This is a genomic window from Nonomuraea angiospora, from assembly GCF_014873145.1.
GTDB lineage: Bacteria > Actinomycetota > Actinomycetes > Streptosporangiales > Streptosporangiaceae > Nonomuraea > Nonomuraea angiospora.
In genome coordinates this window covers 4,832,179-4,857,852 of the sequence record NZ_JADBEK010000001.1, presented here as the reverse complement: position 1 = coordinate 4,857,852, position 25,674 = coordinate 4,832,179, and the positions used below count along the sequence as shown (strand labels likewise).

Annotated in this window: 23 protein-coding genes; 13 read left to right on the top strand and 10 right to left on the bottom strand. The window is 71.2% G+C overall.

The window, feature by feature from the left end; translation table 11 throughout:
- Nucleotides 1-9 precede the first annotated feature (9 nt).
- Nucleotides 10-1,461, top strand: a complete 1,452-nt coding sequence (locus H4W80_RS21875) for an FAD-dependent monooxygenase (RefSeq protein ID WP_225963591.1) — start codon at nt 10-12, stop codon at nt 1,459-1,461.
- Here H4W80_RS21875 and H4W80_RS21870 read toward each other — a convergent pair.
- Together H4W80_RS21870 and H4W80_RS21865 are read right to left on the bottom strand one after the other, a co-directional pair.
- Nucleotides 1,458-2,288 (bottom strand): SAM-dependent methyltransferase, encoded by an 831-nt coding sequence (locus tag H4W80_RS21870; RefSeq protein ID WP_192786801.1) that lies wholly within the window; start codon nt 2,286-2,288, stop codon nt 1,458-1,460. The two genes, H4W80_RS21875 and H4W80_RS21870, sit on opposite strands and share 4 nt — an antisense overlap.
- Before the next feature lie 72 nt (nt 2,289-2,360).
- Nucleotides 2,361-3,308: a GlxA family transcriptional regulator gene (locus H4W80_RS21865; protein WP_192786800.1), complete on the bottom strand. Its 948-nt coding sequence runs from the start codon at nt 3,306-3,308 to the stop codon at nt 2,361-2,363.
- Nucleotides 3,309-3,379: 71 nt separating this feature from the next.
- On the opposite strand from H4W80_RS21865, the gene H4W80_RS21860 reads away from it, so the two are divergent.
- Entirely contained in the window at nt 3,380-4,642 is a 1,263-nt protein-coding gene (locus H4W80_RS21860; protein ID WP_192786799.1) for an MFS transporter, read from the top strand.
- The gene (locus H4W80_RS21855; protein WP_192786798.1) at nt 4,639-5,298 is read left to right on the top strand and encodes an aminoacyl-tRNA hydrolase; all 660 of its coding nucleotides are present in this window, start codon (nt 4,639-4,641) and stop codon (nt 5,296-5,298) included. The genes H4W80_RS21860 and H4W80_RS21855 overlap by 4 nt, the downstream gene beginning before the upstream one ends.
- A gap of 27 nt (nt 5,299-5,325) precedes the next feature.
- Here the strand turns inward: H4W80_RS21855 and H4W80_RS21850 are convergent, their stop codons facing one another.
- Nucleotides 5,326-6,294, bottom strand: a complete 969-nt coding sequence (locus H4W80_RS21850; RefSeq protein ID WP_192786797.1) for a DUF3616 domain-containing protein — start codon at nt 6,292-6,294, stop codon at nt 5,326-5,328.
- A gap of 162 nt (nt 6,295-6,456) precedes the next feature.
- Between H4W80_RS21850 and H4W80_RS21845 the strand changes: the two genes are divergently transcribed.
- From H4W80_RS21845 to H4W80_RS21820, 6 genes are all read left to right on the top strand, one after another.
- Nucleotides 6,457-7,248: a hypothetical protein gene (locus H4W80_RS21845; protein WP_192786796.1), complete on the top strand. Its 792-nt coding sequence runs from the start codon at nt 6,457-6,459 to the stop codon at nt 7,246-7,248.
- Nucleotides 7,249-7,284: 36 nt separating this feature from the next.
- The gene (ftsH, locus tag H4W80_RS21840) at nt 7,285-9,219 is read left to right on the top strand and encodes an ATP-dependent zinc metalloprotease FtsH (RefSeq protein WP_318786989.1); all 1,935 of its coding nucleotides are present in this window, start codon (nt 7,285-7,287) and stop codon (nt 9,217-9,219) included.
- Nucleotides 9,220-9,286: 67 nt separating this feature from the next.
- Complete coding sequence (locus tag H4W80_RS21835; RefSeq protein WP_192786795.1) at nt 9,287-9,997, top strand: DUF937 domain-containing protein; 711 nt, start codon at nt 9,287-9,289, stop codon at nt 9,995-9,997.
- 34 nt (nt 9,998-10,031) lie between these two features.
- The gene (locus H4W80_RS21830) at nt 10,032-10,613 is read left to right on the top strand and encodes a Maf family protein (RefSeq protein WP_192786794.1); all 582 of its coding nucleotides are present in this window, start codon (nt 10,032-10,034) and stop codon (nt 10,611-10,613) included.
- Between the two features lie 10 nt (nt 10,614-10,623).
- Nucleotides 10,624-11,358 (top strand): EI24 domain-containing protein, encoded by a 735-nt coding sequence (locus tag H4W80_RS21825; RefSeq protein ID WP_192786793.1) that lies wholly within the window; start codon nt 10,624-10,626, stop codon nt 11,356-11,358.
- A gap of 640 nt (nt 11,359-11,998) precedes the next feature.
- Nucleotides 11,999-13,234 carry a DUF4192 domain-containing protein gene (locus H4W80_RS21820; protein WP_225963590.1) on the top strand — a complete coding sequence of 412 codons (1,236 nt, stop codon included), beginning with the start codon at nt 11,999-12,001 and terminating at the stop codon, nt 13,232-13,234.
- 711 nt (nt 13,235-13,945) lie between these two features.
- Here H4W80_RS21820 and H4W80_RS21815 read toward each other — a convergent pair.
- Nucleotides 13,946-14,293 carry a hypothetical protein gene (locus tag H4W80_RS21815; RefSeq protein ID WP_192786792.1) on the bottom strand — a complete coding sequence of 116 codons (348 nt, stop codon included), beginning with the start codon at nt 14,291-14,293 and terminating at the stop codon, nt 13,946-13,948.
- 180 nt (nt 14,294-14,473) lie between these two features.
- Between H4W80_RS21815 and H4W80_RS21810 the strand changes: the two genes are divergently transcribed.
- On the top strand, nt 14,474-15,022 hold the full coding sequence (locus tag H4W80_RS21810; protein WP_318786988.1) for a DUF1707 and DUF4870 domain-containing protein: 549 nt from the start codon (nt 14,474-14,476) through the stop codon (nt 15,020-15,022).
- Between the two features lie 472 nt (nt 15,023-15,494).
- On the opposite strand, the gene H4W80_RS21805 is transcribed toward H4W80_RS21810, so the two are convergent.
- The 3 genes from H4W80_RS21805 to H4W80_RS21795 all read right to left on the bottom strand — a co-directional run bounded on the left by H4W80_RS21805 (nt 15,495) and on the right by H4W80_RS21795 (nt 19,826).
- On the bottom strand, nt 15,495-16,250 hold the full coding sequence (locus tag H4W80_RS21805) for a septal ring lytic transglycosylase RlpA family protein (protein ID WP_225963589.1): 756 nt from the start codon (nt 16,248-16,250) through the stop codon (nt 15,495-15,497).
- A 550-nt stretch (nt 16,251-16,800) separates the two neighbouring features.
- Nucleotides 16,801-18,324 (bottom strand): ATP-dependent DNA ligase, encoded by a 1,524-nt coding sequence (locus H4W80_RS21800; RefSeq protein WP_192786791.1) that lies wholly within the window; start codon nt 18,322-18,324, stop codon nt 16,801-16,803.
- 1,127 nt (nt 18,325-19,451) lie between these two features.
- Complete coding sequence (locus tag H4W80_RS21795; protein ID WP_192786790.1) at nt 19,452-19,826, bottom strand: FKBP-type peptidyl-prolyl cis-trans isomerase; 375 nt, start codon at nt 19,824-19,826, stop codon at nt 19,452-19,454.
- A gap of 72 nt (nt 19,827-19,898) precedes the next feature.
- Here H4W80_RS21795 and H4W80_RS21790 point away from each other — a divergent pair, with 72 nt between their 5' ends.
- Nucleotides 19,899-20,654 (top strand): SDR family NAD(P)-dependent oxidoreductase, encoded by a 756-nt coding sequence (locus tag H4W80_RS21790; protein ID WP_192786789.1) that lies wholly within the window; start codon nt 19,899-19,901, stop codon nt 20,652-20,654.
- A gap of 6 nt (nt 20,655-20,660) precedes the next feature.
- Here H4W80_RS21790 and H4W80_RS21785 read toward each other — a convergent pair whose 3' ends face one another.
- Complete coding sequence (locus tag H4W80_RS21785) at nt 20,661-22,100, bottom strand: GuaB1 family IMP dehydrogenase-related protein (RefSeq protein WP_192786788.1); 1,440 nt, start codon at nt 22,098-22,100, stop codon at nt 20,661-20,663.
- A 97-nt stretch (nt 22,101-22,197) separates the two neighbouring features.
- Between H4W80_RS21785 and H4W80_RS21780 the strand changes: the two genes are divergently transcribed.
- On the top strand, nt 22,198-22,650 hold the full coding sequence (locus H4W80_RS21780) for a GyrI-like domain-containing protein (protein ID WP_192786787.1): 453 nt from the start codon (nt 22,198-22,200) through the stop codon (nt 22,648-22,650).
- Here the strand turns inward: H4W80_RS21780 and H4W80_RS21775 are convergent.
- On the bottom strand, nt 22,647-23,165 hold the full coding sequence (locus tag H4W80_RS21775; protein WP_192786786.1) for a TetR/AcrR family transcriptional regulator: 519 nt from the start codon (nt 23,163-23,165) through the stop codon (nt 22,647-22,649). The two genes, H4W80_RS21780 and H4W80_RS21775, sit on opposite strands and share 4 nt — an antisense overlap.
- 78 nt (nt 23,166-23,243) lie before the next feature.
- Here H4W80_RS21775 and H4W80_RS21770 point away from each other — a divergent pair, with 78 nt between their 5' ends.
- Nucleotides 23,244-24,491, top strand: coding sequence for an FAD-dependent monooxygenase (locus H4W80_RS21770; protein WP_192786785.1), 1,248 nt, complete (start codon nt 23,244-23,246; stop codon nt 24,489-24,491).
- Here H4W80_RS21770 and H4W80_RS21765 read toward each other — a convergent pair.
- A complete protein-coding gene (locus H4W80_RS21765) occupies nt 24,446-25,567 on the bottom strand; it encodes a CaiB/BaiF CoA transferase family protein (protein WP_192786784.1) in 1,122 nt (373 codons plus the stop codon). The two genes, H4W80_RS21770 and H4W80_RS21765, sit on opposite strands and share 46 nt — an antisense overlap.
- Between the last annotated feature and the right edge of the window lie 107 nt (nt 25,568-25,674).

Below are 25,674 nucleotides of genomic sequence, written 5' to 3'. Positions count from 1 at the left end.
GAGATGCGCATGGACATCTTGATCATCGGCGGCGGCCCCAACGGGCTGATGCTGGCCTGCGAGCTGGCGCTGGCCGGCGTGCGCCCGACCGTCGTCGAGCGCCTGCCCCGGCGCAGCGACCAGCCCAAGGCCAACGGGATCGTCGGCCAGGTCGTCAGGCTGCTCCACCAGCGCGGCCTGGCCGCGCGGGACGCGCCGATGCCGGGCTTCGTGTTCGGCGCGCTGCCGCTGGACCTGGCCGGGCTGGAGGACAACCCGCTGTACGGGATGGGGATCAAGCAGCCCGCCCTGGAGGAGCTGATCGAGCGGCGGGCGGTCGAGCTGGGCGTGGAGATCAGGCGCGGGCACGAGCTGCTCGGCTTCACCCAGGATCCCCACGGCGTCTCGGCGGAGCTCCGGGGGCCCGAGGGCGCGTACGAGCTGCGCACCCGCTACCTGGTCGGCTGCGACGGCGCGCACAGCACGGTCAGGAAGCTAGCGGGCATCGCTTTCCCCGGCGTCACCTCGACCGACGTCGTGAGCCGCAGCGCCCACGTCAGCGTGCCGGGCGCGGTGATCCGGCCCGGCACGGTGGAGCTGGAGGTGCCGGGGCTGGGCACGTACGTGATGTACGCCTGGCACAGGACCGAGCGCGGCGCGTACGCGATCCTCCCCGCGGGCCCCGGGACGCTGCTGGTCAGCGCCATGGAATGGGACGCCCGCGCGCCCGGCGACGACGTGCCGATGACCGTCGGCGAGCTGCGCGCCGGCCTGGCCCGCGTGCTCGGCGCCGACCTGCCGCTCGCCGAGCCCACCGGCGAGGGCCCGCACCTGCTCAGGCGGCTCAACGGCCGCAACACCCGCGTCGCCGACCGCTACCGGGAGGGCAGGGTCTTCGTGGTGGGCGACGCCGCGCACGTCCACTCGGCCATGGGCGCGCCCGGCCTCAACCTCGGCCTGCAGGACGCCGCCAACCTGGCCTGGAAGCTGGCCGCCGAGGTGCTGGGCTGGGCGCCGCCGGGCCTGCTCGACACCTACGACGCCGAGCGCCGCCCCGCCGCCCTGCGGGTCGCCGTGCACACCCAGGCGCAGCTCGCGCTGGCCGCGCCGGGACCCGAGATCACGGCCCTGCGCGAGGTGTTCGGCGAGCTGCTGGGCGACGACGGCGCCCGCCGCCGCATCGCCGCCATGATGGCCGGAGCGGACCTGGCCTACCCGGTGCCCGCGCCGGCGCACCCCCTGGCGGGCCGGTTCCTGGCCGACCTGCCGGCCGGGCCGGCCGCCCGCGCGTGGCCCATGCTGCTCGACGGGACGGGCGGCCTGCGCGTGCGGCACGGGCGCGTGCACGTGGTGCCCTTCGAGGGCGACGGCGCCGTCCTCGTGCGCCCCGACGGCTACGTGGCCTGGGCGGGCGAGCCCGACGAGACGCTCGACGAGGCCCTGAGGACCTGGTTCGGCGAAGGTCTGGAGGTGGCGGCCTAAGCCGGGCGGCGGCCCACCCCGGCCAGGATGCCGCCCTTGGAGAGGTCGTACGAGCCGCCGGGGCGGCCGTCGGGCGTCCAGTCGGCCACCGGCACGACGCCCGGGCCGAGCAGGTCCAGGCCGTCGAAGTAGGAGGCGATCGCGTCGTAGCCGCGCCGCGCCAGGCCGCCCGAGGTCGTGCCGGAGTAGACTTGCTGGCCGGCCGTCGCGACCTCGTCCATGTCGTGGCCCGCGTACAGCAGGTGCGACAGCACCAGGTGGCCCCCGGGCCGCAGGCGCTCGCGGATGCGTGCGGCGATCCGGTCGGCCTCGGCGTCGTCGTGGATGAAGTGCAGCACCGCGACCAGCAGGACGGCGTACGGCTGGGAGAGGTCGAGGTGCTCCGCGACGCGCGGGTCGTCCAGGATGGCGTCGGGATCCTTGAGGTCGCCCTCGATCGCCAGCACGTCCGGGTCCCTGGCCAGCAGCGCGCGGGCGTGGACCAGCACGATGGGGTCGTTGTCGACGTAGACGACGCGGGAGCCGGGGGCGTGCCGCTGGGCCACCTGGTGCACGTTGTCCTGGGTGGGCAGGCCCGCGCCGATGTCGACGAACTGGCGCACCCCGGCCTCGGCGAGCATGCGTACGGCATGACCGATGAAGGCGCGGTTGGCCAGGGCGATCTCGCGGGCGTCGTTGCCCATCCGCCGGCCGATCTCCATCATCTTCTCGGCCGCCTCGCGGTCGGCGGCGAAGTTGTCGCGGCCGCCGAGGTAGTAGTCGTACATGCGGGCGACGCTGGGCACGTTCGGGTTGATCCCGGCGGGAACGCGGTCCGCCTCGGCCATGTGACGACCCTTTCTAGTCGATCTTCCTGGGGCCGATTGTAGGGGCTGAAATGTGGCATTTGCCGGAGAAAGTCAGAGTCGCCGGAACGTGTGCCGGTACGCCAGCGGCGAAACCCCGACGGCCGCGTGCAGATGCTGACGGAGCGAGACCGCCGTCCCGAACCCCGCCTTCCTGGCCACCTCCTCCACGCCCAGATCCGTCGTCTCCAGCAGGTGCCTGGCGTGCTGGACCCGCTGGCCGTTGAGCCACCTGGCCGGGCTCACGCCGGTCTCGTCGCGGAAACGCCTGGTGAACGTGCGCACGCTCATCCTGGCGTGCTCGGCCAGCGCGGTCAGGTCGAGCGGGCGGTCCAGGTGGGCCAGCATCCAGTCGCGGGTGGCCGCCGTGCCGCCGCCCGCCTCCGGCAGGTGCCGGTCGATGTACTGGGCCTGGCCGCCGTCCCGCCACGGCGGCATGACGCAGCGGCGGGCCGCGCGGTTGGCCACCTCGCTGCCGTGGTCGTTCCTGACCACGTGGAAGCACAGGTCGAGCCCGGCCGCCACGCCCGCCGAGGTCAGCACGTCGCCGTCGTCCACGTACAGCACGTCGGGGTCGAGCTTGACCTGCGGGAAGAGCCGGGCGAACCGGTCGGCCTCGCGCCAGTGGGTGGTGGCCGGGCGCCCGTCGAGCAGGCCCGCCGCCGCCAGCACGAACGCCCCCGTGCAGATCGACAGGATCCTGGGCCGTCCCCGGAGCGCCGCGGCCAGCGTGTCCGAGATCGTGCCGTCGAGCAGCGCCCGGCCCGCGTGGACGCCGGGCACCACGACCGTGTCGGCGGTGTCGAGCACGTCGAGGTCGTGGTCGGGCAGCACGCTGTAGCCCGCCGAGCAGCGGACCGGCATCCGACCCTCCGAACAGGTCACCACCTCGTACAACTTCTCGCCGTCCGCCGTCTCGGCCGTCCCGAACACCTGGCCGGGCACGCCGAGGTCGATCGTGGCGAAGTGGTTGAGCACGACGACTGCCACACGATGTGTCATGGCCGAATTCTTTCACATATTGACCATCCGGCCACTCGTGACCTTGTAAGGGGATAAAGCAGGATTGGCGCATGACGTTGAGCACCACCGCCCCCACGCGCCGCCTGCACCGGGCCTGGTTCGTGGCGGCCGTCGCCTTCGTGGCGATCCTGGGCGCGGCCGGGTTCCGCGCCACCCCCGGCGTACTGATCACCCCCCTGCATGAGGAGTTCGGCTGGTCGGCCGGCACGATCTCCCTGGCCGTCTCCGTCAACCTGGTGCTCTACGGCCTGACCGCCCCCTTCGCCGCCGCCCTGATGGACCGCTTCGGCATGCGCCGCGTGGTCTCCCTCGCGCTGCTGCTGATCGCCGCGGGCAGCGGCCTGACCGTGCTGATGACGGCGAGCTGGCAGCTCCTGCTGTTCTGGGGCGTGCTCGTCGGGCTCGGGACGGGCTCGATGGCGCTGGTGTTCGCCGCGACCGTGGTGGACCGCTGGTTCGTCCGGCACCGCGGGCTGGTCACGGGCGTGCTCACCGCGGCCGGCGCCACCGGGCAGCTGATCTTCCTGCCCGTGCTGGCCCAGCTCGCCGAGGGACCGGGATGGCGCTTCGCCTCGCTGACCGTGGCGGCCGCGGCGCTGGCGGTGGTGCCGTTCGTGTGGTGGCTGCTGCGCGACCATCCCGCCGACGTGGGCACGACGGCTCTCGGGGCGGAGCCGGGCGCGGTTCGGACCGCGCCGGGCAAGGTGAACGCGGCCGTCCGGGCGGTCACCGTGCTCGCCGCGGCGGCCAGGACCCGGCCGTTCTGGCTGCTCGCCGGCGGTTTCGCGATCTGCGGCGCCAGCACGAACGGCCTGGTCGGCACCCACTTCATCCCCGCCGCGCACGACCACGGCATGGCCGAGCCCGTGGCCGCCGGCCTGCTGGCGGTCATCGGGATCTTCGACATCGCGGGCACGATCGCCTCCGGCTGGCTCAGCGACCGGATCGACCCCAAGGTGCTGCTCGGCGTCTACTACGCGCTGCGCGGGCTGTCCCTGATGGTGCTGCCGAGCCTGTTCGCGGCCACGACCGAGCCCAGCATGCTGATCTTCATCGTGTTCTACGGGCTGGACTGGGTGGCGACCGTGCCGCCCACGGTGGCGCTGTGCCGGCGGATCTACGGGGCCGACGGAGCGGTGGTGTTCGGGTGGGTGTTCGGCTCGCACCAGGTGGGCGCCGCGTTCGCCGCCGTCGCCGCCGGGCTCACCCGCGACCACCTGGGCGCTTACGACCTCGCCTGGTACGGCGCCGGCGCCCTGTGCCTCCTCGCCGCGGGCATGTCCGTGGCGATCGTGCATTCTAGAGAGCGATGAATTCTGAGCTATATGTCCTGCCGCTGGTCGTCAGGATCGAGAGGGCCGCGCCTCCCGAACGCACCGACGCGCTGGAAGCGGCCGCCACGGCCGTGCTGAGCCTGCTGGACGACCCCGGCGAGTGGGCCGCCGAGCTGCACTCCTGGCAGTCCACCGGCAAGATCCGCAAGGTGGTCCGCCGGGCCAGGGGCGCCGAGTGGCGCAGGGCGGTCGCGCTGCCGGGGCGCACCGTCGAGCACCGCACGGCCGAGGTGCGCGTACATCCGCCTGTGCCGCTCGACGGCTGGCCCCGGGACCTCGCGCGGCTGCAGGTGGGCGGCACCGAGCTGACCGACACCGCCGATCCGCCGCCCGCGCAGGCGCCGGTCCTGTGGGCCAACCCGGGCCTGGCCATGTCCGCGGGCAAGGCCATGGCGCAGGCCGGGCACGCCGCCCAGCTCGCCTGGTGGGCCAGCGACGCGGCCGAGCGGGAGGCCTGGCGCGCCCGCGGCCTCGCGGTGTCCGTGCGCACCGCGGCCTCCCAGGGCGACTTCGACGCCATGGCCGCCGCGGGGCTGCCCGTGGTGCGCGACGCCGGCTTCACGGAGATCGAGCCGGGCTCGTGCACGTTCGTGGCCGAGGCGCCCTGGTTGCGCGGGCGCGTCGCTAGACCGTGAAGGCGCCCTGGTCGCACGGGCGCGTCGCTAGACCGTGAAGACGTCCGCCAGCACGCCGCCCGCCGGGGTGAACCGCGCGGGCGACGGGCTGTCGTACACGACCATGAGCCTGCCGTCGGCCAGCAGCGCCAGCCCCTCGGGGTGGTCGCACTTCACGCCGTGCGGCAGCTCGATCACCGTCTCCAGCTCGCCCTCGGGGACGACCCCCTGCCTGGTGCCGGGCCGCCAGCGCACGACCCGTACGGGACCGTCGAGGTCCATGGTCGGGCCGGCGAGGATCAGCAGCGAGTCCCCGTCCGGGCAGAGGTCCCGCACGCCCAGCCCGCCCAGGTTCAGGAAGTGCTTGCGGTACGGCTCCCGAAGCCGCAGCCGTGACCTGCCCGCTTCCTCCAGCCGCAGCTCCAGCAGCACCGCCCAGCCCCGCAGCACGGGGCCGCGCAGCCCGAGGTAGATCCGCTCGGACACGACGGCGATGCCCTCGACGTCGAGCCCGTTGTCCTTGCCGGGCAGCTCCAGGAACGGCGCCAGGTGCCGGTCGCCGCGCAGGTGCGTGGTCAGGTTGTCCCGGCCGGAGAGGATCGTTCCAGGGCCGGGCGTCTCGTCATGGAGCGGCAGCCGGGTCAGGATGAACCGGTTCTCCTCCCTGACCACCGTGGCCAGCCGGTCGGCGGCCTTGTCCGGGTCCTTCGACTTGACCTTCTTGCGCTTGAGGCTGTGCGAGCCGACCAGCCAGAGGTAGCCGTTCGCGCGGGCCAGCCCCTCGATGTCGGCCTCGTCCTCGGGGCCCGCGGGCAGGTCCACGTAGTCGGCCAGCGGGTACGTGCGCTGGTCGCCGAAATGGTCGCCCAGCCATGTCAGGTGCTCGAAGGTCGCGGTCTCGTCGCCGGCCACCCAGAGACCGGCGGAGCCCTGCCGGATCGCTGAGAGGTTCGTGTGCGTTCGGGCCGCTCGCGAGGCGTGGTCGAATCGCAGCTCAACCTGTTCCACGCCGCCCATGATTGCACTTCGGTAGCTTCCAAGGCGCAATGGCCGGATATGTCGTACGCTCCGCTCGTGCTCGATGGGGAAGAAGAGATCAAGGGTTCCCAAGTGAGGACCGCGGCGAGGCCCGGAACCCCTGCTTCTCCGCCCAAACGCTCCCGTATCGGAGATATCCGGATGCGGGTGGTGTACCGGGGGCTCGCCGCGATCGGCGTAGCCGCGGCCGTGGCCGTGGCGCTGGTCGTGGTGGTGTTCCCGGCAGGGCCGGACGAGGTCGCGGCGGGGCCGGTAACCGCGCCGCCGGCCGCACCGTCCTCGTCCGGCCCCGCACCTTCCACCGCGGCTCCTCCCTCGGCATCTGCTTCTGCTTCTGCGCCGCCGACCCTCGCGGCGGAGGCGATGCCCTCGCCCTCGCCCGGCTCGTCGCTCGCGCCCGGTTACACGGCCATGGAGGCCCTGTACGCCGACCCGCGCGTCCCCAAGCTGACGGGCCGGATCAAGCGGCTACGCCTGGCCTCCCCGACCAGGAAGGTCGTCAAGGACAGGCGCACCGGCCTGATCGTGCCGAACCTCTCCAAGCCGTGGAAGTCGTACGGCGCCGCGCCGTTCACCACCAAGCAGGTGCTCCCCAAGGCGCGCACCGGCGTGCGTGGGATGTTCGTCACATGCCCGCTCCCGACCATGCGGCAGAAGTCCCCGCGCGACACGGCGCTGCTCGCGGCCCGCTGGACGCTCAACCACCACCCCAAGGGCTCCAGGATCACCTGGCTCGCCTCACAACCGGTCAAGAACGGATGGATGCTCGTATATCGCGTCAAATACGGCAAGCATCAGTCGCGGGCGGCCGTCGTCGTGATGGACGGGGGAATGAGTAAGCCGGGGCTGGCGTTCGTCACAGTGCCTGACTCGCAGCGCAAGCAGTGGCGAGACATCGGCCGCGTGGTCGCCGGGGTGCGTGTTCTAGGCTAAAAGGATCATGTATGCGGCGATGTGGGGAGTGACGCCGTGGAACGCTCGGGACCGCCGCAGGCACCGAAGAACGGCAAGGGCAAGCCGCCCTGGCGTTCGGAGGGCCTGCCGGGCACGCCCGGAGGCCGGCCCAAGATCAACTGGTGGCGATTCGTCGTCACCTTGCTCGTGGTGTACGCGGGCTTCTTCATCGTGTCGTCGTTCGTCGACAGCGGATCGGTCGAGACGATCTCGTACACCGAGTTCACCAAGCAGGTGAACGCCAAGAACGTCAAGGACATCTACGCCCAGGGCCTGTCCGTCGAGGGCGACCTGCGGTCGGCGGCGAAGAACCCCGAGAGCAGCGAGTCCTACACGAAGTTCGCGACCGAGATCCCGGCCTTCGCCAACACCGACCAGCTCGACCAGCAGCTGTCCACCGGCCAGGTCGAGATCACCTCCAAGCCGATCACCCGTGGCTTCTTCTCCAACCTGCTGCTCTCGCTGCTGCCCGTGCTGCTGCTGGCCGGGCTGTGGATCTGGGTCATGCGCCGCGGCGCCAGCCTGATGGGCGGCGGCCTCGGCGGCATCGGCAAGTCCAAGGCCGCCAAGCCGGTCGAGGCCGGGCAGGTGCGGGTCACGTTCGACGACGTGGCGGGCATCGACGAGGTCGAGAACGAGCTCGTCGAGATCGTCGACTACCTCAAGGACCCCGGGAAATACCGCAGGCTCGGCGCGAAGCTGCCCAAGGGCGTGCTGCTCGCCGGCCCTCCCGGCACCGGCAAGACGCTGCTGGCCAGGGCGGTCGCGGGCGAGGCCAAGGTGCCGTTCTTCTCGGCCAGCGCCTCCGAGTTCATCGAGATGATCGTGGGCGTGGGCGCCTCGCGGGTGCGCGACCTGTTCGAGGAGGCGCGGAAGGTGGCGCCGTCGATCGTGTTCATCGACGAGATCGACGCCATCGGCCGGGCCCGCGGCGGAGCCGGCGGCCTCGGCGGCCACGACGAGCGCGAGCAGACGCTGAACCAGATCCTCACCGAGATGGACGGCTTCTCCGGCGCCGAGGGCGTGATCGTCATCGGGGCCACGAACCGTCCCGAGGTGCTCGACCCGGCGCTCCTGCGTCCCGGGCGCTTCGACCGTACCGTCCAGGTGGGGCTGCCGGACGCGGCCGGCCGCACCGCCATCCTGCAGGTCCACACGCGGGGCGTGCCGCTGGACGGCGAGGTCAGCCCCGACCAGCTCGCCAAGACCACCCCCGGCATGACCGGCGCCGACCTCGCCAACCTGGTCAACGAGGCCGCCCTGCTCGCCGCCAAGCGCGGCAAGGAGAAGGTCACGATGTCCGACTTCGCCGACGCGCTGGAGAAGCTGCAGCTCGGCGCGGCCCGCAGCATCGTGATGCCGGAGGAGGAGCGCACCAGGACCGCCTTCCACGAGGCCGGTCACGCGCTGCTCGGCATGCTCCAGCCGGGCGCCGACCCGGTCAGGAAGATCTCGATCATCCCGCGCGGGCGGGCGCTCGGGGTCACGCTGTCCACCCCCGACACCGACCGGTACGCCTACGACGAGCAGTACCTGCGCGGGCGCATCACCGGCGCGCTCGGCGGCATGGCGGCCGAGCAGGTCGTGTACGGGGTCATCACCACGGGCGCCGAGAACGACCTCGAACAGGTCACCATGATCGCCCGGGGCATGGTCGGGCGCTGGGGCATGTCGGAGAAGGTCGGCCCGCTGACCATCCTCCCCAACGACGGACAGCAGCCGCAGGCCTCGCCCGCGACGCTCGCCACCGTCGACGAGGAGGCGCGGCGGATCGTGGACGAGTGCTACGAGCGCGCGATCCAGATCCTCACCGACAACCGCGACAAGCTCGACGCCATCGTCAAGGCCCTGCTCGAGCACGAGACGCTCGACGAGGCCGGCGCGTACACGGCGGCGGGCCTGCCCTCGGCGGCCGCCCCGACTCCTGTGGGCAGCTTTTCCGAGAATTAGCGCAAATCGGGCATTGCTCCGGCCCTGGTCAGGGCAGCTCTCCCGGAACAACGATCGGGGGACTGTCGTGACACTGACTGACGAGCTCCTCACCGAGCTCGGAGACTCAGGGCTGGAGCAGATCGCCGGAATGCTCGGCACGGACACAACCATGGCCCGCGACGTGGTCGAGGCCGTGTCGGGCGTCATCATCGGAGGCATGGCCCGCAACGCCCGTCACCCGGACGGCGCCGACGCCCTGCGCGCGGCCCTGGACGACCACGTGGACACCGATCCGTTCACCGGCGACGTGGCCTCGCTGACCCGCGACGGGCACAGCATCCTCGGCCACGTCCTGGGCGGCCAGGGAACGGAGCAGGCCGCGGACGGGCTGGCGCGCTTCGCCGGGGTCGACCCGGCGATCATCATGAGGCTGCTGCCCCTCGTCGCGCCCATGATCATGTCCCTGCTCGCGAACCGGGCCACGAGCCGCGGCATGAACGCGAGCGCCATGGCCGACGACCTGGACCGCGAACAGCCGGCCCGCCCGGGCGAGCTGGGCGAGCTGCTCCAGGACCTGCTGGACGCCCTCTTCGGCGGCGGGGTGCCCGCGCAGGGCGGGCCGTACGAGTCCCGCTCGCCCTTCGGCACCGGCACCACGGGCCACACCGGAGCCCCGGACGGCCACGAGGAGGGCGACTTCGAGAACGGAACCGGGCGCACCGGCGGCTTCCAGGAAGAGGACCCGCGTGAGGACCCGCGCCAGGTGGCCCCTGGCACCTCGAACCCCGACTGGTGAATGACGCGGCGCAGGTCAACGGTAGGCTTATGCAGTGATCGTTCTGGCCTCAGCCTCCCCCGCCCGCCTCGCCCTCCTCCGCAGCGCCGGGCTCGACCCCAAGGTGATCGTCAGCGGCGTCGACGAGGACTCCTTCTCCGCGCACACCCCGGCGGCACTCAGCCTCGTGCTCGCCAAGGCCAAGGCGGAGGCGGTCGCGAACGAGCTCGACGAGGGCCTGGTCATCGGCTGCGACTCGATCCTGGAGCTGGACGGCCGCCCGTACGGCAAGCCCGCCACGCCGGAGGAGGCCGCCGAGCGCTGGCGGCTCATGCGCGGGCGCACGGGACGCCTGGTGACGGGCCACTGCGTGATCGACGTGGCCGCGGGCAAGCAGGCGGCGGAGGTCGCCACCACCGTGGTCCGCTTCGGCCAGCCGTCCGACGACGAGATCACCGCGTACATCGCCACGGGTGAGCCGCTCAGCGTGGCCGGGGCCTTCAGCATCGACGGGCGCGGCGGCTGGTTCATCGAGGGCATCGAAGGCGACCACGGCAACGTGATCGGCATCTCACTGCCGCTGCTGCGGGGCCTGTTCGCGGAGCTGGGCTACGCGGTGACGTCGTTCTGGCGCTAGCCTGCCGGGCATGCGATCACTGCGCGACTTCACGTCCGGCGTCGGCTTCTTCTTCCAGGGGTTGGGGTGGGTCGCCAGGCACGGGCGGTGGTGGCTGTTCGGGCTGATCCCTGCGCTGATCGCGTTCGCGGTGTACATCGCGGCGCTGATCTTGCTGGGCACGCACGCCACCGACCTGGCCGCGTTCCTGACGCCGTTCGCGGAGTCGTGGGGGTGGCGTGACCTGTTCAGGACGCTGGTGGGGATCCTGCTGTTCCTCGGAGGGCTGGCGCTGGCCGTACTCACCTTCACCGCAATCACCCTGGCGATCGGGGAGCCGTTCTACGAGCGGCTGTCGGCCGAGGTGGACCCGCTTCCCGACGCCGACGAGCAACCGTGGTGGCGCACCCTGCCGCGCTCGCTCAGGGACAGCGTGATCACGCTGTTCTACGTGCTCCTTTTCACGATCCCGCTGTTCTTCCTGGGCTTCGTCCCGGTGATCGGCCAGACGGTGGTGCCGGTGCTCGGGGCGCTCGTCTCCGGCTTCTTCCTGACGGTGGAGCTCACCACGCTGGCGCTGGAGCGGCGGGGGATGGCCCGCAAGCAACGCTTCGCGCTGTTGCGCGCCAACAAGGCCGGGGCGCTGGGGTTCGGGGTGGTGGGGTTCCTGCTGTTCCTGGTGCCGTTCGTCGCGGTCATCGCCATGCCCGCCGCCGTAGCCGGCGCCGCCCTCCTCGTCCGCACCCACCTGACCACCACCTCATAACCCTCAGTTCCACGCCATCCCCCTCACCCCACAAGCCACCCCATCCCTTCACCGTCGGCCCGTTCACCGTCGGCCCGTTCACCGTCGGCCCGTTCACCGTCGGCCCGTTCACCGTCGGCCCGTTCACCGTCGGCCCGTTCACCGTCGGCCCGTTCACCGTCGGCCCGTTCACCGTCGGCCCGTTCACCGTCGGCCCGTTCACCGTCGGCCCGTTCACCGTCGGCCCGTTCACCGTCGGCCCGTTCACCGTCGGCCCGTTCACCATCGAGCCGTTCACTGACGGCCCCTGCACCCTCAGCCCCTTCACGGCTGGCCCCTTCACCGCCAACCCTGACAGCCTCAGCCCCTTCACCTTCAGACCCTCAAGGGCCAGCCCCTTCACATGGCCAGCGCTTCCACGGCCAGTGCCTTCACCGCTAGCCCTGAGAGCCTCAGCCCCTTCGCCCTCACCCTCTCCAGGGCCAGCCGCCCAACGGCCGGACCTTGCACGCCAGCGCCTTCACCGCCCGTGCCTCACCCGCAGCCCCAGCCGAAAACCGGCCGACAGTTATCCACAACCGCCCTCCTGAACGCGCCCACCATCCCCAGAACCGCATTCGGGCCCGATCCAGCAGCCGCTGCCCAGGCACCCTAAGGGCCCATGACGACCAACCACTCCACCCCCGCGACCACCCCGCCCCCCAACCCCAATCCCGGCTCCCCCTCCGAGGACTCCAGCCCCAACACCGCCGCTCCATCACCCCCACCGTCCCCCATGTCACCTTCCTCCTCCTCGTGTTCGGCCTCCTCATCTTCAACAACCAGCTTCACGTCGCTGGAGCCCTGCCTCACCCTCACCAGCCCCACCGACATCCTGGCCGCCGTGCCATACCTCGTCGGCTTCCATCCGAAGACCAGCCTCATCCTGATCGGTCTCGACCGTCGCCAGGCCAAGTTGGTGGCCAGATGGAGCCTCCCGTTCCCGCCGGGCACCCTCGCCTCCCTGGAGCCCGTCTTCGACCGGGAGGGCGTAACAGAGATCGTCGTCGTCGGCTACGGCCCGGGGGAGTTGGTGACACCGGCAGTCGACGAGGCCCGACTCCTCGCCGCCAAGACCGAACTCCACGTAGGCGAAGCGCTACGAGCACACGAGGGCCGCTACTGGTCTTACATCTGCGATCTCGCGACGTGCTGCCCGGCCGAAGGCACTCCGTACGACCTGACCACCAGCCAGATCGCCGCAGAGGCGACCATCCGCGGCCTGGTGGCCCTCCCCGATCGCGAATCCCTGGAACGCACCATCGCCCCCATCGCAGGCCCCGTACGCATGGCCATGCGCCGGGCCACAGCCGACGCGATCGCAGAACTCCGGGCCGACCTGACAGCCACCACAAACCTCGACACCTTCGCGACGCAGTTCATCGCCGAAAGCCTGAACAGAGTCCGAGCAGCCCTCCAGACCCACGAGGAAGGCGGCCGCCTGGACGACGCGGAGGCGGCGAAGCTGGGCCTGGCCCTATCGATCACCCGAGCCCGCGACGAGGCCTGGACCCTCATGCAAGATTCCCACGTACTTCTCTGGAAGGACCTGACCCGCAGGCTGGAGCCCCGCTTCATCCCACCGGCCGCATCCCTCCTGGCGATGGCCTCCTGGCGCGCGGGAAACAACGTCCAGGCCACCATCGCCCTGGAACGCGCCCTGACCATCGACCCCAGCTACTCGATGGCCAACCTCCTCATGCACGCCCTCCAAAACCTCCTGTCGCCCGCGATCCTCCGAGACCGCCTCCCCACCCCGGCCGAACTCGACGCCGCCATGGGCCCACCGCACGCCTCCTGGCTCCTCCCCCTGGTGAACCTCCTGGACGAAGACGAGGCCAACACCCCACCCGAATGACGCCCACCACCCACAAGCGCCCGGCCAAACGCACCGATCAACAACACCCCGCGGCAGCCTGATCCGCACAGGGGGACGGATCAAAGACGCTTCTCAGCTCGTGTGCTCTGGGACGGCAAGTGAACTGCTCCACCCGTGATGCGTCGGAGCAAGGTCACGTCGAGCGGAAGCGACTCGGCCCTGAGGACGCTCGCATGGAAGGCATGCGGCATGCCGCCGTAGATCTCGAGGCTGACCATTCCCACGGCATCGGACACCGCTTCACAAACCACCGCGCGTCGTCGGGAGGACCCTCTTACGAGTCGGCTACGACCAGCAGCGGCGGCAGCTCGCGAAGCTCTCCGTGGAGAGGGGATTGAGGCCCCTGATCCGGCCGGGCATCAGCCAGGTACTGCGTACGGACGTGGTCGATTGCTGGCTGCCGGTGGTGAGACGGCGGCTGTGAGTGGTCAGCTGCCAGTGTGCGGCCGCGGGTGGGCGGTTGTCAGCGGGCGGCTGCGGGTGGGCGGCTGTCAGCGGGCGGCTGCGGGTGGGCGGCTGTCAGGGGGACGCTGCGGGTGGGCGGCCGTCAGGGAGCCGCTGCGGGTGGGCGGCCGTCAGGGAGACGCTGTGAGTGGGCGGCCGTCAGCGTGAGCCGACACCGCGCCAATCGTCAGTCAGTCAGTCAGTGGTCCGCCAACGGGTGACCCGCTGGCGGACGGCTGCCGGGGGTCAGCTGCCGGTTTCTTCTTCGCGGCGGCGGCGCTCGTTGTAAGCGCGCATGCGCGGCGGATAGCCGGTGAGTTGAACGTCATAAACCGGGAGGGCTAGATCGCGGGCAACCTTGTGGATCACGGCAGGGGAGCCGACCCTGCGCCTGGTCCATTCGCCGTCGTCGGCGACCGCCATGGCGGTCGTGTCGGTGGCGAAAGTCTCGGGCTCGACGTAAAACTCGACGCCACGCCGCGAGCGGGCAAAAGCGATAAGCGCTTCGATGTCGGCGTCAGTCGCCTCACGGTCGAACTTCGCGACCTTGGGGCCGCGCAGTCGACGAATGCCGTAGCGGTCTCGCCATCTCATGCATCCTTTTTATACCGTCTGGAGCCTCCGTGCGTCGGGGATGATCTAGGGGTCACATCCGGGATTCTCCCGATAGCACCGAGGGTTCGAGGGACGCAGTATGAGAGGTGACTGCCCGATTCTCGAAGGAGAGGCATGACGATTATGGCTGGGGTATCGCAAACCCCTGGGCCGGGACAGGTGCCGCCAGCTCATCTGCGCGTCACCCACCAGGACCGAGAGCACGTGGTCGAGCACGTCAAGGCCGCCTACGCGGAGGGTCGCTTCGACAAGCTCGAGTTCGACGACCGGCTGGAGCGCGCGATGACTGCGCGCACGCACGGTGACCTGATGCCCATCATGACGGAGCTGTACGGCGCTCAAGCCGTACCCCGGCTCGCCCCGCTCCCGCCCCCGGTTCGCCCGGAGCGGGCGCCGGAGAGCAACGAACGTCTCGCCGCCGCCGTCGGTCACCTGCTGCTGGTCGTCGGCATCCCGATCGCCGGCCCTCTGATCCTGCTGCTCACCGGCGCCAAGACCTCGCCCTACATCCGCAGGCAGGCGCTTGAGGCACTCAACTTCCAGCTCACGGTGGTGGGGGCCACGGTTCTGCTGCCGTTCACCTTCATCGGTGTCGTGCTGATCCCGTTCATCTGGGTCGCCGCCGTCGTCCTCTCCATCGTCGGCGGCATCACGTCCCTGACGGAGGGCAACTTCCGCTACCCGATGACGCTGCGCCTGGTGAAGTGACCCCACTCGCCCGCACCCGGGATCCATACGAGCCCGGCCTAGTCCAACCCGGCAAAGGAGCCCCTCGCACTGGGGTAGCGCGAGCGGCCAGGGCCTTGGGGCGGGTGGCGTTGGCGGGCCAGGGCCTCGGGGTGAGTGGTGTGAGCGGGCCAGGGCCTTGGGCGGATGGCGTAAGGGGGACGGGGCCTTGGGGTGGGCGGTGTGAGCGGGCCAGAGCCTGGGCGGATGGCGTCAGCGGAACGGGACCTTGGGGTGGTGGCATGAGCGGGCCAGGGCCTTGGGTGGATGGCGTTAGCGGAACGGGGCCTTGGGGTGGTGGTGTGAGCGGGCCAGGGCCTTGGGTGGATGGCGTTAGCGGGCCAAAGCCTTGGGCGGATGGCGTTTGCGGAACGGGGCCTTGGGGTGGGTGCTGTGAGCGGGCCAGGGCCCTGGGCGGATGCATCAGCGGGACAGGGCCTTGGGGTGGGTGGCGTTAGCGGGACAGGACCTCGTACTTGACGCGCATGACGCCGGCGCTGGTGTTGCCGATGGCGGCGAAGGCGGCTTCGGAGAGGTCGAGGCAGCGGCCGCCCACGTACGGGCCGCGGTCGTTGATGCGGACCGTGACCGATTCGCCGGTGTCGGGGTTGGTGACGCGGACCTTGCTGCCCAGCGGGAGGGTCTTGTGGGCGGCGGTCAGGGCCGAGGGGTCGAAGCGTTCGCCGCTGGCCGTCATCTGGGGGTCGCCGTAGTAGGAGGCGCCGCAGGTTCCGGATGAGAGTACGCGGGTCTTCGGCTTGTGGGCCGGGGACTTGGTGGCCTTCGACGGCGTGGGGGACGCGGTTTTGGCGGTGCCGGGGGTTGACCGCTTGGTCGCCGTCGGCTTGGCGGCCGCGCTCGAGGAGGTCGCCGTCGGGGAGGCGGGGGTGTTCGGCTGGGCGGTCGCCGGGGACTTGATGGGCTTCGGGCGGGCCGCCGCAGGCTTGGGGAGCGGCGAGGGCGATTGCGGGATCGTCTGCGAGGGCGACTGGGGGCTTGCCTGGCGAGCGGCTTCGTTCAGGGGCTTGGCCTGGAGCGGGGTGGGGGCTGCCGAGAGGTGGTTGGGGGAGCCGGTGGTGTCCATGGCGGCCCAGGCGGCGGTGGAGGCGGCGGCCACGACGGCGGCGCCGGCCGCGATGGTGATCCAGCGGCGCTTGCCCGCGACGAGCTTGCGGTACTGAGGGGTCGGCTTGAGGGAATGCTGGCCCAAGGTAAACCACAGTCCTAGCTAGGGGATAGGGCAGGGAAAGGCCGGGCCCGAGGGGGTGCAGGGCGTACGGCGGCCGATCCGTCGGCGGGGAGGGGGATCCCGCGCAGTGAGGACGAACATATGCGACAAATCCCGAGTAAAGGCAACTTAATGCGACAACCAGTGACATATCTCACTTAAGCCGCAAGATTGCCAAGAACGCCCAGCGTACGCCGTGGATCTTTGGGGTGCCGGAAAACGCGAGAAAGCGGTCTTGATCGACAAATGGTGCAGCTCGCGACGGTGATACGCCCGGGTCAGCTGGGTTATAGGTCGAGTGCCTGGGCGATCAAGCCGTCGGTTGTGAAGGGGTTTGTTCTCGACGGTTTGCTGCCTGCTGATTTCAGGCAGATCCGGGCTACCGGAACGCGGGTCAGTGCTCCGGCCTTCAGGCCGGGGGTGAAGGCCCGCGCGCTCGCGGTGGCACAGCCCAGTGCAGCAGGAAGCCGCAGAGGTGCCGAGTGAGCGCGCGGCACGGGCTGAATCCCCGGTCTTCAAGCCGGGGAGCGCGTCAAAGCATCAAAGAGCGCACGGTGTCGACCGTGTCGGCGTCCTCGACGCGCTTGTCCGGACGGTAACGCAGGACCCGGGCGAAACGCAGGGCCATGCCGCCGGGATAGCGAGGGGAGCGCTGAACCCCGTCGAAGGCGATCTCCACCACCAGCTCCGGTCGCAGCGTGACCGTCCAGTTGTCGGTGGGCCCCTCGGCCAGCTCGAGGAAGCGTTCGGTCTGCCAGGCCAGCAGTTCGTCCGTCAGGCCCTTGAACGTCTTGCCGAGCATCACGAACCCGCCCGAAGGGTCACGCGCTCCGAGGTGGAGGTTGGAGAGCTTGCCCTCGCGCCGCCCATGACCCCATTCGGCGGCCAGGACCACCAGGTCGAGCGTGTGGCGCGGCTTGACCTTGATCCATCCGGCGCCCCGCCGGCCGGCCGCGTAAGGGGAGGCCAGGGACTTGACGACCAGACCCTCGTGGCCCGCCTTGACCACGTCGGTGAAGAACTTCTCCGCCTCGGCCACGTCCCCCGTCACCAGCCGCGGCGTCAGCAGCCCCTGGGGGACCGCGCGGGCGAGGGCCTCCTGGCGCTGTGAATAGGGCAGGTCGAGCAGGTCGGCGCCGTCCACCCGCAGTGCGTCGAAGAAGAACACGCTCAGCGGCGTCTGCTCGCGCAGCTGGGCGACGTTGGTCTTGCTGGTCGCGCGGCTCGCCGTCACCTGGAACGGGTGCGGCCGACCGTCGGGACGCAGCGCGATCACCTCGCCGTCCAGCACGAGATCGTCGTACGGCATGTCGAGCACGGCCTCGACCAGCTCGGGAACCTGCGGCGTGACGTCGTCGAGCGTACGCGTGAAAACCTTGACCTCGGAGCCCGAACGGTGGGCCTGCACCCGGATGCCGTCGAGCTTCCACTCCAGCGCCGCCGGGGTGCCGGCCTTCTCCAACGCGGCGGCCACGTTGGGCGCGCTGCCCGCCAGCATGGGCGAGACCGGCTGCCCCACCTGCAGCCGGAACGCGCGCAGCGCCTCGACCCCGCCGCTCAGCGCGGCCGCCCCGACGGCGGGAAGCCATCCGCGCAGCGTGAGCGCGCGCCGCACGTCGGCCGACGGCGCGCCGGACGCCTTGGCCACCGCCTCGATCATGACGCCGTCGAGCGCTCCCTGCCGCAGCTCGCCGAACAGCAGCCGGCGCATGAACTGCTGCTCCTGGCTCGTCAGCCCCGCGAACAGCTCGGCCACCAGCGCCTTGCGCGCGGCCTGCGAGCCCGGCCCGGCAACCGCCTTGATCCTGCTCAGCAGCTCGTCGACCGCGGTCAGGGTGGCGGTGGCGGCCAGCTTGGGCTGAGGGATGTCCTCCAACGTGCGCCAGCCCACGCCCACCTGCCGCTGAGGCAGCTCGCCCGAGAGGTACGAGATCGCGATCTCCGCCTCCTCCGGGCCGACGCGGCCCAGCAGCTCCGCCAGATGGCCCACCTTGCCGAGCCGAGCGGACGTGCGCGCCACCGCCTCGGAAACCCGGACCACGTCGATCAGAAGCACACGCCTATGTTGCCTTACGGAACCGACATTTCCCCACCCGATATCGGCCAAGTGTCTGCCTTGTTCCCGGCACGGCCCCTCGTATGGTTGCTCCCCATTTGGGATCCTCGCGCGAGCATCGCGTATTGGGCCCTCATTGAAGGCTTTTCGCTCGGGTGCGGGTGGGTCCTTTCCTTCCGGCGAGGGCGAGGGCGAGGGCGAGGGCGAGGGCGAGGGTGACGCGGCGCGGCGCCACGTTGATATGCGCCACAGGGCCGTCACGTTGAGGTGAGTGATCGCCGTAGCGGGGTGAGGGTGGGGCGGAGGCTGGTCTATAGGGCAGGGCGTGGGGGCGCCGGGCCGGAAGACGGGGCGGGAGGGAGTGGGGGCGTCGGTCCCGCAAAGGCGGCGCAGGGCGCGTAGGGGCGTCGGCTCTGGAGGGTGAGCCGAGAGGGATGAGGCTCGCGGGTCCGGAGGGGCGCGGAGGGAGGGGATGGGGCGCGGGTCCGGAGGGGCGCGGAGGGAGGGGATGGGGCGCGGGTCCGGAGGGGCGCGGAGGGAGGGGATGGGGCGCGGGTCCGGAGGGGCGCGGAGGGAGGGGATGGGGCGCGGGTCCGGAGGGGCGCGGAGGGAGGGGATGGGGCGCGGGTCCGGAAGCGGGGGGCCGGGTGCGGGGAACGTCGGTCCGGACGGGCGGGCGGCGTGGGGAGGAGCGTCGGGTCCGAGTGGGTGTGGTGTGAAGGCTTCGGGTCTGGACGGGCCCGGTGGGTGTGGGGAGGAGCGGTGGTTGCCGAGGGGCTGAGGTGGGTGGGTGGGGAGGCGTCAGGGCCGGGCGGAGGCGTGGGGGAGCGGCGGGTCTGGAGCGGGTGCGGGGCGGGCTGGAAGGGCGTGGGGCGGGTTGGAAGGGATGGGGCGGGCTGGGAGGGGGTGGGGTGGAGCGGGGTGGAAGGGATGGGGCGGGCTGGGAGGGGGTGGGGTGGAGCGGGGTGGAAGGGATGGGGCGGGCTGGGAGGGGGTGGGGTGGAGCGGGGTGGAAGGGATGGGGCGGGCTGGGAGGGGGTGGGGTGGAGCGGGGTGGAAGGGGCGGGGCGGGCTCGGAGGGGGTGGGGCGGGCCGGTTTGGCTTGGGTGGCCCGCCCCGGGAAAGTGTTAGCTGACGTCGAGCAGGTCGACGACGAAGATGAGCGTCTCGTTCGGCTTGATGCGCGCGCCGGCCCCCCGGCTGCCGTAACCGAGGTGCGGCGGGATGACGAGCTTGCGCCGTCCGCCGACCTTCATGCCCGCGACCCCCTGGTCCCAGCCCGCGATGACGCGGCCCGCGCCGAGCGGGAACTCGAACGCGTCGCCGCGGTTCCACGACGCGTCGAACTCCTCGCCGGTGGAGAAGGCCACGCCCACGTAGTGGACGCGTACGCTGTGGCCGGGCTTGGCCTCCGGGCCGTCGCCCACGGTCAGGTCGACGATCTCCAGGTCGGCGGGCGGGTTGCCCTCGGGAAAGTCGATCTCGGGCTTTTCGAGTGCCACGAAGTGCTCCTGTTGATGATTGCTGACAATGAGACCCGACGACTCTATGCGGTCGGGATATCGTCATCGTTCATGACCGCCCCTTCTCCGGACGCGATCTTGCTCACCGGGCGCGTCGCCGTGGTCACCGGGGCGGCCAGGGGCATCGGGCTGGCGATCGCGGAGACGTTCGCGGCGTTCGGCGCTCATGTCGCGGTGTGCGACCGCGACAAGCCGCGGGCCGAGCTGGCGATGAAGCTCGACGTACGCGACCCCGTGGCGGTGGAGATCTTCGCCCAGGCCGTCCGTGAGCGGTGGGGCCGCGTGGACATCCTGGTCAACAACGCGGGCGGCACCTTCCACGCGGCGTTCGCCGACACCTCGCCCCGCGGCGAGCAGATCCTCGTCGAGGAGAACTTCACCCAGGTCACCGGCATGATCAGGCGGCTGCTGCCGATGATGTCGCCGGGCTCGTCGATCATCAACGTGACCTCCAGCGAGGCCCATCAGGCGGCCCCGGGGTTCGCGGTGTACGCGGCGATGAAGGCCGGTCTGGAGAGCCTGACGAAGACGCTCGCCCTGGAGCTGGCTCCCCGGGGCATCCGGGTGAACGCGATCGCGCCCGACGCCCTGCGGACCGAGGGCGAGTCCGGCGTGCGCGAGCGCATGCTGGCCCGCCCCCTGCCCTACGAGCCGGTACGCGTCCCGCCGCTCGGCCGGCTGGGCGGCCCGGAGGAGGCCGCCGGCGCGGCCGTGTTCCTGGCCAGCGATCTGGCCAGGTTCGTCACGGGGGCGACGCTGCACGTGGACGGCGGCATCCACGCCGCCGGCGGCTGGCGCAGAAGCTGAAACAGGTCACCAGCTCTGGTGCAGCGGCATCCCCTCGGCGTAGCCGGACGAGCTCTGGATCCCGACCACCGCCTGCGCGTGGAACTCCTCCAGGGTCGACGCCCCCGCGTACGTGCACGCCGACCGCAGCCCCGCCACGATGCCGTCGATCTGGTCCTCCACGCTCGGCCGCTTCGGGTCCAGATACATGCGCGAGGTCGAGATGCCCTCCTCGAACAGCGCCTTCCTGGCCCGCTCGAACGCCGAGTCGTCGGCCGTCCGCAGCCGCACGGCCCGCGCGGAGGCCATGCCGAAGTTCTCCTTGTACTTGCGCCCGTTCGCATCGGTATGGGTGTCGCCGGGCGACTCGTAGGTCCCCGCGAACCATGAGCCGATCATCACGTTGGACGCCCCCGCGGCCAGCGCCAGCGCCACGTCGCGCGGATGGCGTACCCCGCCGTCCGCCCACACGTGCCGGCCCAGCCGCCGGGCCTCCGCCGAGCACTCCAGCACGGCGGAGAACTGCGGCCGGCCCACCCCGGTCATCATCCGCGTGGTGCACATGGCGCCGGGCCCGACCCCGACCTTGAGGATGTCGGCCCCGGCGTTCACCAGGTCGCGCACGCCCTCGGCCGTCACCACGTTGCCCGCCACGACGGGCACGCCGGGATCGAGCGCCTTGACGGCGCGCAGAGCCGAGATCATCTTCTCCTGGTGGCCGTGCGCGGTGTCCACGACCAGGCAGTCGATCCCGGCGTCGAGCAGCTCCTTGGCCTTGGCGGCCACGTCGCCGTTCACGCCGACCGCGGCCGCGATGCGCAGCCGCCCCTGCTCGTCGGTCGCGGGCTGGTAGAGGGTGGCGCGCAGCGCGCCCAGGCGGGTGAGGATGCCGACCAGCCGCCCGCCGGGATCGACGACGGGGGCCAGCCGGTGACGGCCGCCGTGCAGCCGTTCGAAGGCCGCGCGCGGGTCCAGCCCGGCGGGCAGCGTCAGCAGCTCGCTCGACATGACCTGCGAGAGCTGGGTGTACATGTCGACGCCCTGGCAGTCGGCGTCGGTCACGACCCCGACCGGCCGGTTGTCCCAGTCGACCACGATGATCGCGTCGTGCGCCCGCTTGGGCAGCAGCTGCAGCGCCTCGCCGACGGTGTCGTGGGGGGTGAGGGTGAGCGGCGTGTCGTGTACGAGGTCGCGTTTCTTGACCCAGTCGACGACGTCGGTCACGACGTCCTGCGGAATGTCCTGCGGGATCACGGCGATGCCGCCCCGCCGTGCCACGGTCTCGGCCATGCGCCGGCCGGCGACCGCGGTCATGTTCGCCACGACGACGGGAATGGTGGTGCCCGTGCCGTCGTTCGTCGAAAGGTCGACTGCGAGCCGCGAACCGACCGCGGATCGCGACGGCACCATGAACACGTCGCTATAGGTCAGGTCGTAATGAGGCTCGAGGTCGTTGAGAAACTTCACGTTCATTCATCTTATGCGGTGACCGCAGATTGAGGGGTTTCCGCCTTTGGCGGGGGCTTATGATCGGCCGGGACACCTTTGGGGGAGGGAGGGCCCTGTGGACGTGACCGAACGGGGTGAATTGATCGTGGTCGGTTTCGCCGTACGCACCACCAACGCGGACGAGATGGATCCGTCGCGGGCGAAGCTGCCCGTGCTGTGGCAGCGGGCCGGTGCTCCGGGGGCCTTCGCGCACGTGCCGGGTCGCGTGGACGAGAACCTGTACGCGGTGCTGACCGACTACGAGAGCGACCACCACGGCGCCTACACGCAGATCGTCGGCACCGGCGTGCGCACCGTGCCGCGCCTGCCGGAGGGCATGGTGGCCGTGCGCGTGCCGGCGGGCCCGTCCATGCGGCTGGAGGTACGCGGCCCGATGCCGCAGGCCCTGGTGGACACGTGGCAGCAGGTGTGGAAGCACACCGAGTCAGGGGGTACGCCGTCGCGCGCGTTCACCACTGACCTCGAGGTCCACCACCCGGACGGCGTGGACCTCTACCTGGCCATCTAGAGACCGAGCGCGGCGGCCGCCGCCTCGACGGCCGCCGGCTTGACCTCCTCGACCGGCAGGTTCGCGTATTCGACCGAGCAGTCGGACATGCCGCCCAGCGCCACCGTCGCCCGGATGTGCTGCGCCTGTGTGAGCTCCGGGCCCAGCAGCAGCGCGATGATCCGCCGCCGCCAGTCGAACATGCGGGTGCCCAGGTCGAGGAAGCCCAGCACGGACAGCTCCCGCACCATCATCATGGTCACCTCGCGGTGCCGCCAGATCAGCTCGAAGTAGTCGTCGAGCAGCTGCCGGGCGTCGCCGGGCCGGCGCGTCGCGACGAACCGCTCGATGTCGTCCACCATCGGCTGCACGATGCTGCGTACGAGGTCGTCGCGCGAGGCGAAGTGGTAGTAGAGCGCGGGCTTGGTGATGCCCAGCCGGTCTGAGATCTGGCGCAGGCTCGTGTTCTGAACGCCCTGGGAGACGAACAGCTCGCGGGCCACCTCCTGGATGCGCGTCCTCGTGTCACTGGGCATGGCTGAAGAATACCCCTTACCTATCGTTAAGTAAGCTGCTAGCCTGGCACTTACCAACCGTTAAGTAAGGGGGCGGTCATGCGGATCCTCATCTCGGGAGCGAGCGTCGCGGGTCCGGCGCTCGCGTACTGGCTCACCAGGCACGGCTTCACCGTCACCGTCGTGGAACGGGCCCCGGCGCTCAGGAAGACCGGCGGCCACGCCGTCGACCTGTTCAGGCCGGCGATGGACATCGTCGAGAAGATGGGCCTGCTGGAGCAGGTCATGGCGAAGAAGACCGGCATCGAGCGGCTCACGATGCACCGGGAGGGCCGGTCGCGGCCCATCGAGCTGGAGCTGCGCCGCGTGATGAGCGCCGTCTCCGACCGGCACGTCGAGATCATGCGCGACGACCTGAGCGAGATCATCTACGACGCCACCAGGCACGACGTCGACTACGTCTTCGGCGACTCCATCGCCTCGATCTCCGACGATGGCGACGGCGACGGCGACGGCGAGGTCACCTTCGACAGCGGCAGGACGGACAGGTTCGACCTGGTCATCGGCGCCGACGGCCTGCACTCGAACGTCCGCCGCCTGGTCTTCGGCCCCGAGTCGGACTACGCCACGTGGATCGGCGCCTATCTGGCCGTCGCCTCGGTGCCCGCCCACCTCGCGATCGACGGCCGGACGGAGGTCATCGCGGGGGCGGGCCGGATGGCCGGGGTCGGTACCGTGGACACGGGCGAGGCACGGGCGCTGTTCCTGTTCAGGACGCCACGGCAGCTCGACTACCACCACCGCGACGTCCCCCGGCAGAAGGAGCTGCTGCGCGAGCACTTCGAGGGGATGGGCTGGGAGGTGCCGCGGCTGCTGGCGGAGCTGGACCGCACGCCCGCCTTCTACTTCGACTCGATCACGCAGCTCCGCATGGACACCTGGTCACGCGGCCGGGTGACGCTCGTGGGCGACGCCGGGTACTGCCCCGGTCCCGCCGTCGGCGGGAGCACGAGCCTGGCGGTCGTCGGGGCGTACATCCTGGCGGGCGAGCTCGCGGCCCACGGCGGCGACCACACGCGGGCCTTCCCCGCCTACGAGGCCGAGATCGGCGAGTACGTGCGCCGCAGCCGGACGTTCGCCGTCAACGCGGCCAAGAAGATCGTCCCCGGCGGCCGGTTCGACCTCTGGGCGCTGGCCGCGACGGTGCGCCTGATCAACCACCTGCCGGTCGCGCTCACCACGGCGGCCGCCAAGATCAGCAGCAAGGGCGTGCGGCTGCACGACTCGATCGTGCTGAAGGACTACGCGAGCACGCCCTGGCCGCGGAGTTTGTCCGCTTCCTCCTGAGACAGCCCCCACTCCGAAAGGTCGGTGAGGCGGGTGGCGGGGGAGAGGTCCGGCCGGGGCGCGCCGAGCAGGCGGGGCGCGGGCATCGGCTGGGTGACGCCGCCGACCTCGACGAAGGAGCCGCGGGCGGCGTTGTGCGGGTGGTGGGGGGCCTCGGCCATGGACAGGACCGGCGAGACGCACGCGTCCGAGCCCTCGAAGAGCGCCTCCCACTCGGCCCGCGTGCGCTTCCTGAACTCCTCGGCCAGGCGGGCCTTCAGCGCGGGCCACTGCGCCCTGTCGTTCCTGTCGGGCAGGTCGGCCAGCTCCATCAGGCCCACCATCGCATCCCAGAACTGCGGCTCCAGCGAGCCCACGGCCACGAACTCGCCGTCGGCCGTCTCGTACGTGTCGTACTGCGGGGCGCCGGTGTCGAGCAGGTTGGTGCCGCGCGGCCCCCAGTAGCCGCTCTGCGCCGCCTGGTAGAACATCGAGAACAGGATCGCCGCCCCGTCCACCATGGCCGCGTCGATCACCCGCCCCTTGCCGGTGCGCTCGCGTTCGAACAGGGCCAGCAGCACCCCGTACGCCAGCATCAGCCCGCCGCCGGCGAAGTCGCCGAGGATGTTGATCGGCGGGGTCGGCGGGCCGCCCTCGCGCCCCAGCATCGACAGCACGCCGGAGATGGCCACGTAGTCGATGTCGTGGCCGGCGGTGGGCGCGAGCGGCCCGTCCTGGCCCCAGCCGGTCATCCGGCCGTAGATCAGGCGCTCGTTCACCGCGTGGAGGTCGCCGGGGCCGATGCCGAGCCGCTCGGCCACCCCCGGGCGGAACACCTCGATCACGACGTCGGCGTGCCGCGCCAGCTCCTTGAACGCGGCCACGCCCTCGGGGGACTTCAGGTCCAGCCCGATCGTGCGCTTGCCGCGATCCATGACATCGCCGCGCGGCCGGTCGGAGACCGCCTTGACGCGGTCCACGCGCAGCACCTCGGCGCCGTGGTCGGACAGCATCATCCCGGCGAACGGCCCAGGTGCGAGCCCTGCCAGCTCCAGTACGCGTACCCCGGCGAGCGGGCCGCTGCGAACGTCAGGCATCTCCCCAGTAGAACAACCTTCGGTGATCTATCGCAAGCGGCCTTCGCGACTTCCGGCGAAGAGGTGGGAGGTATGGGAAACTTGCCCACTGTGTTCGGGTGGTCAAC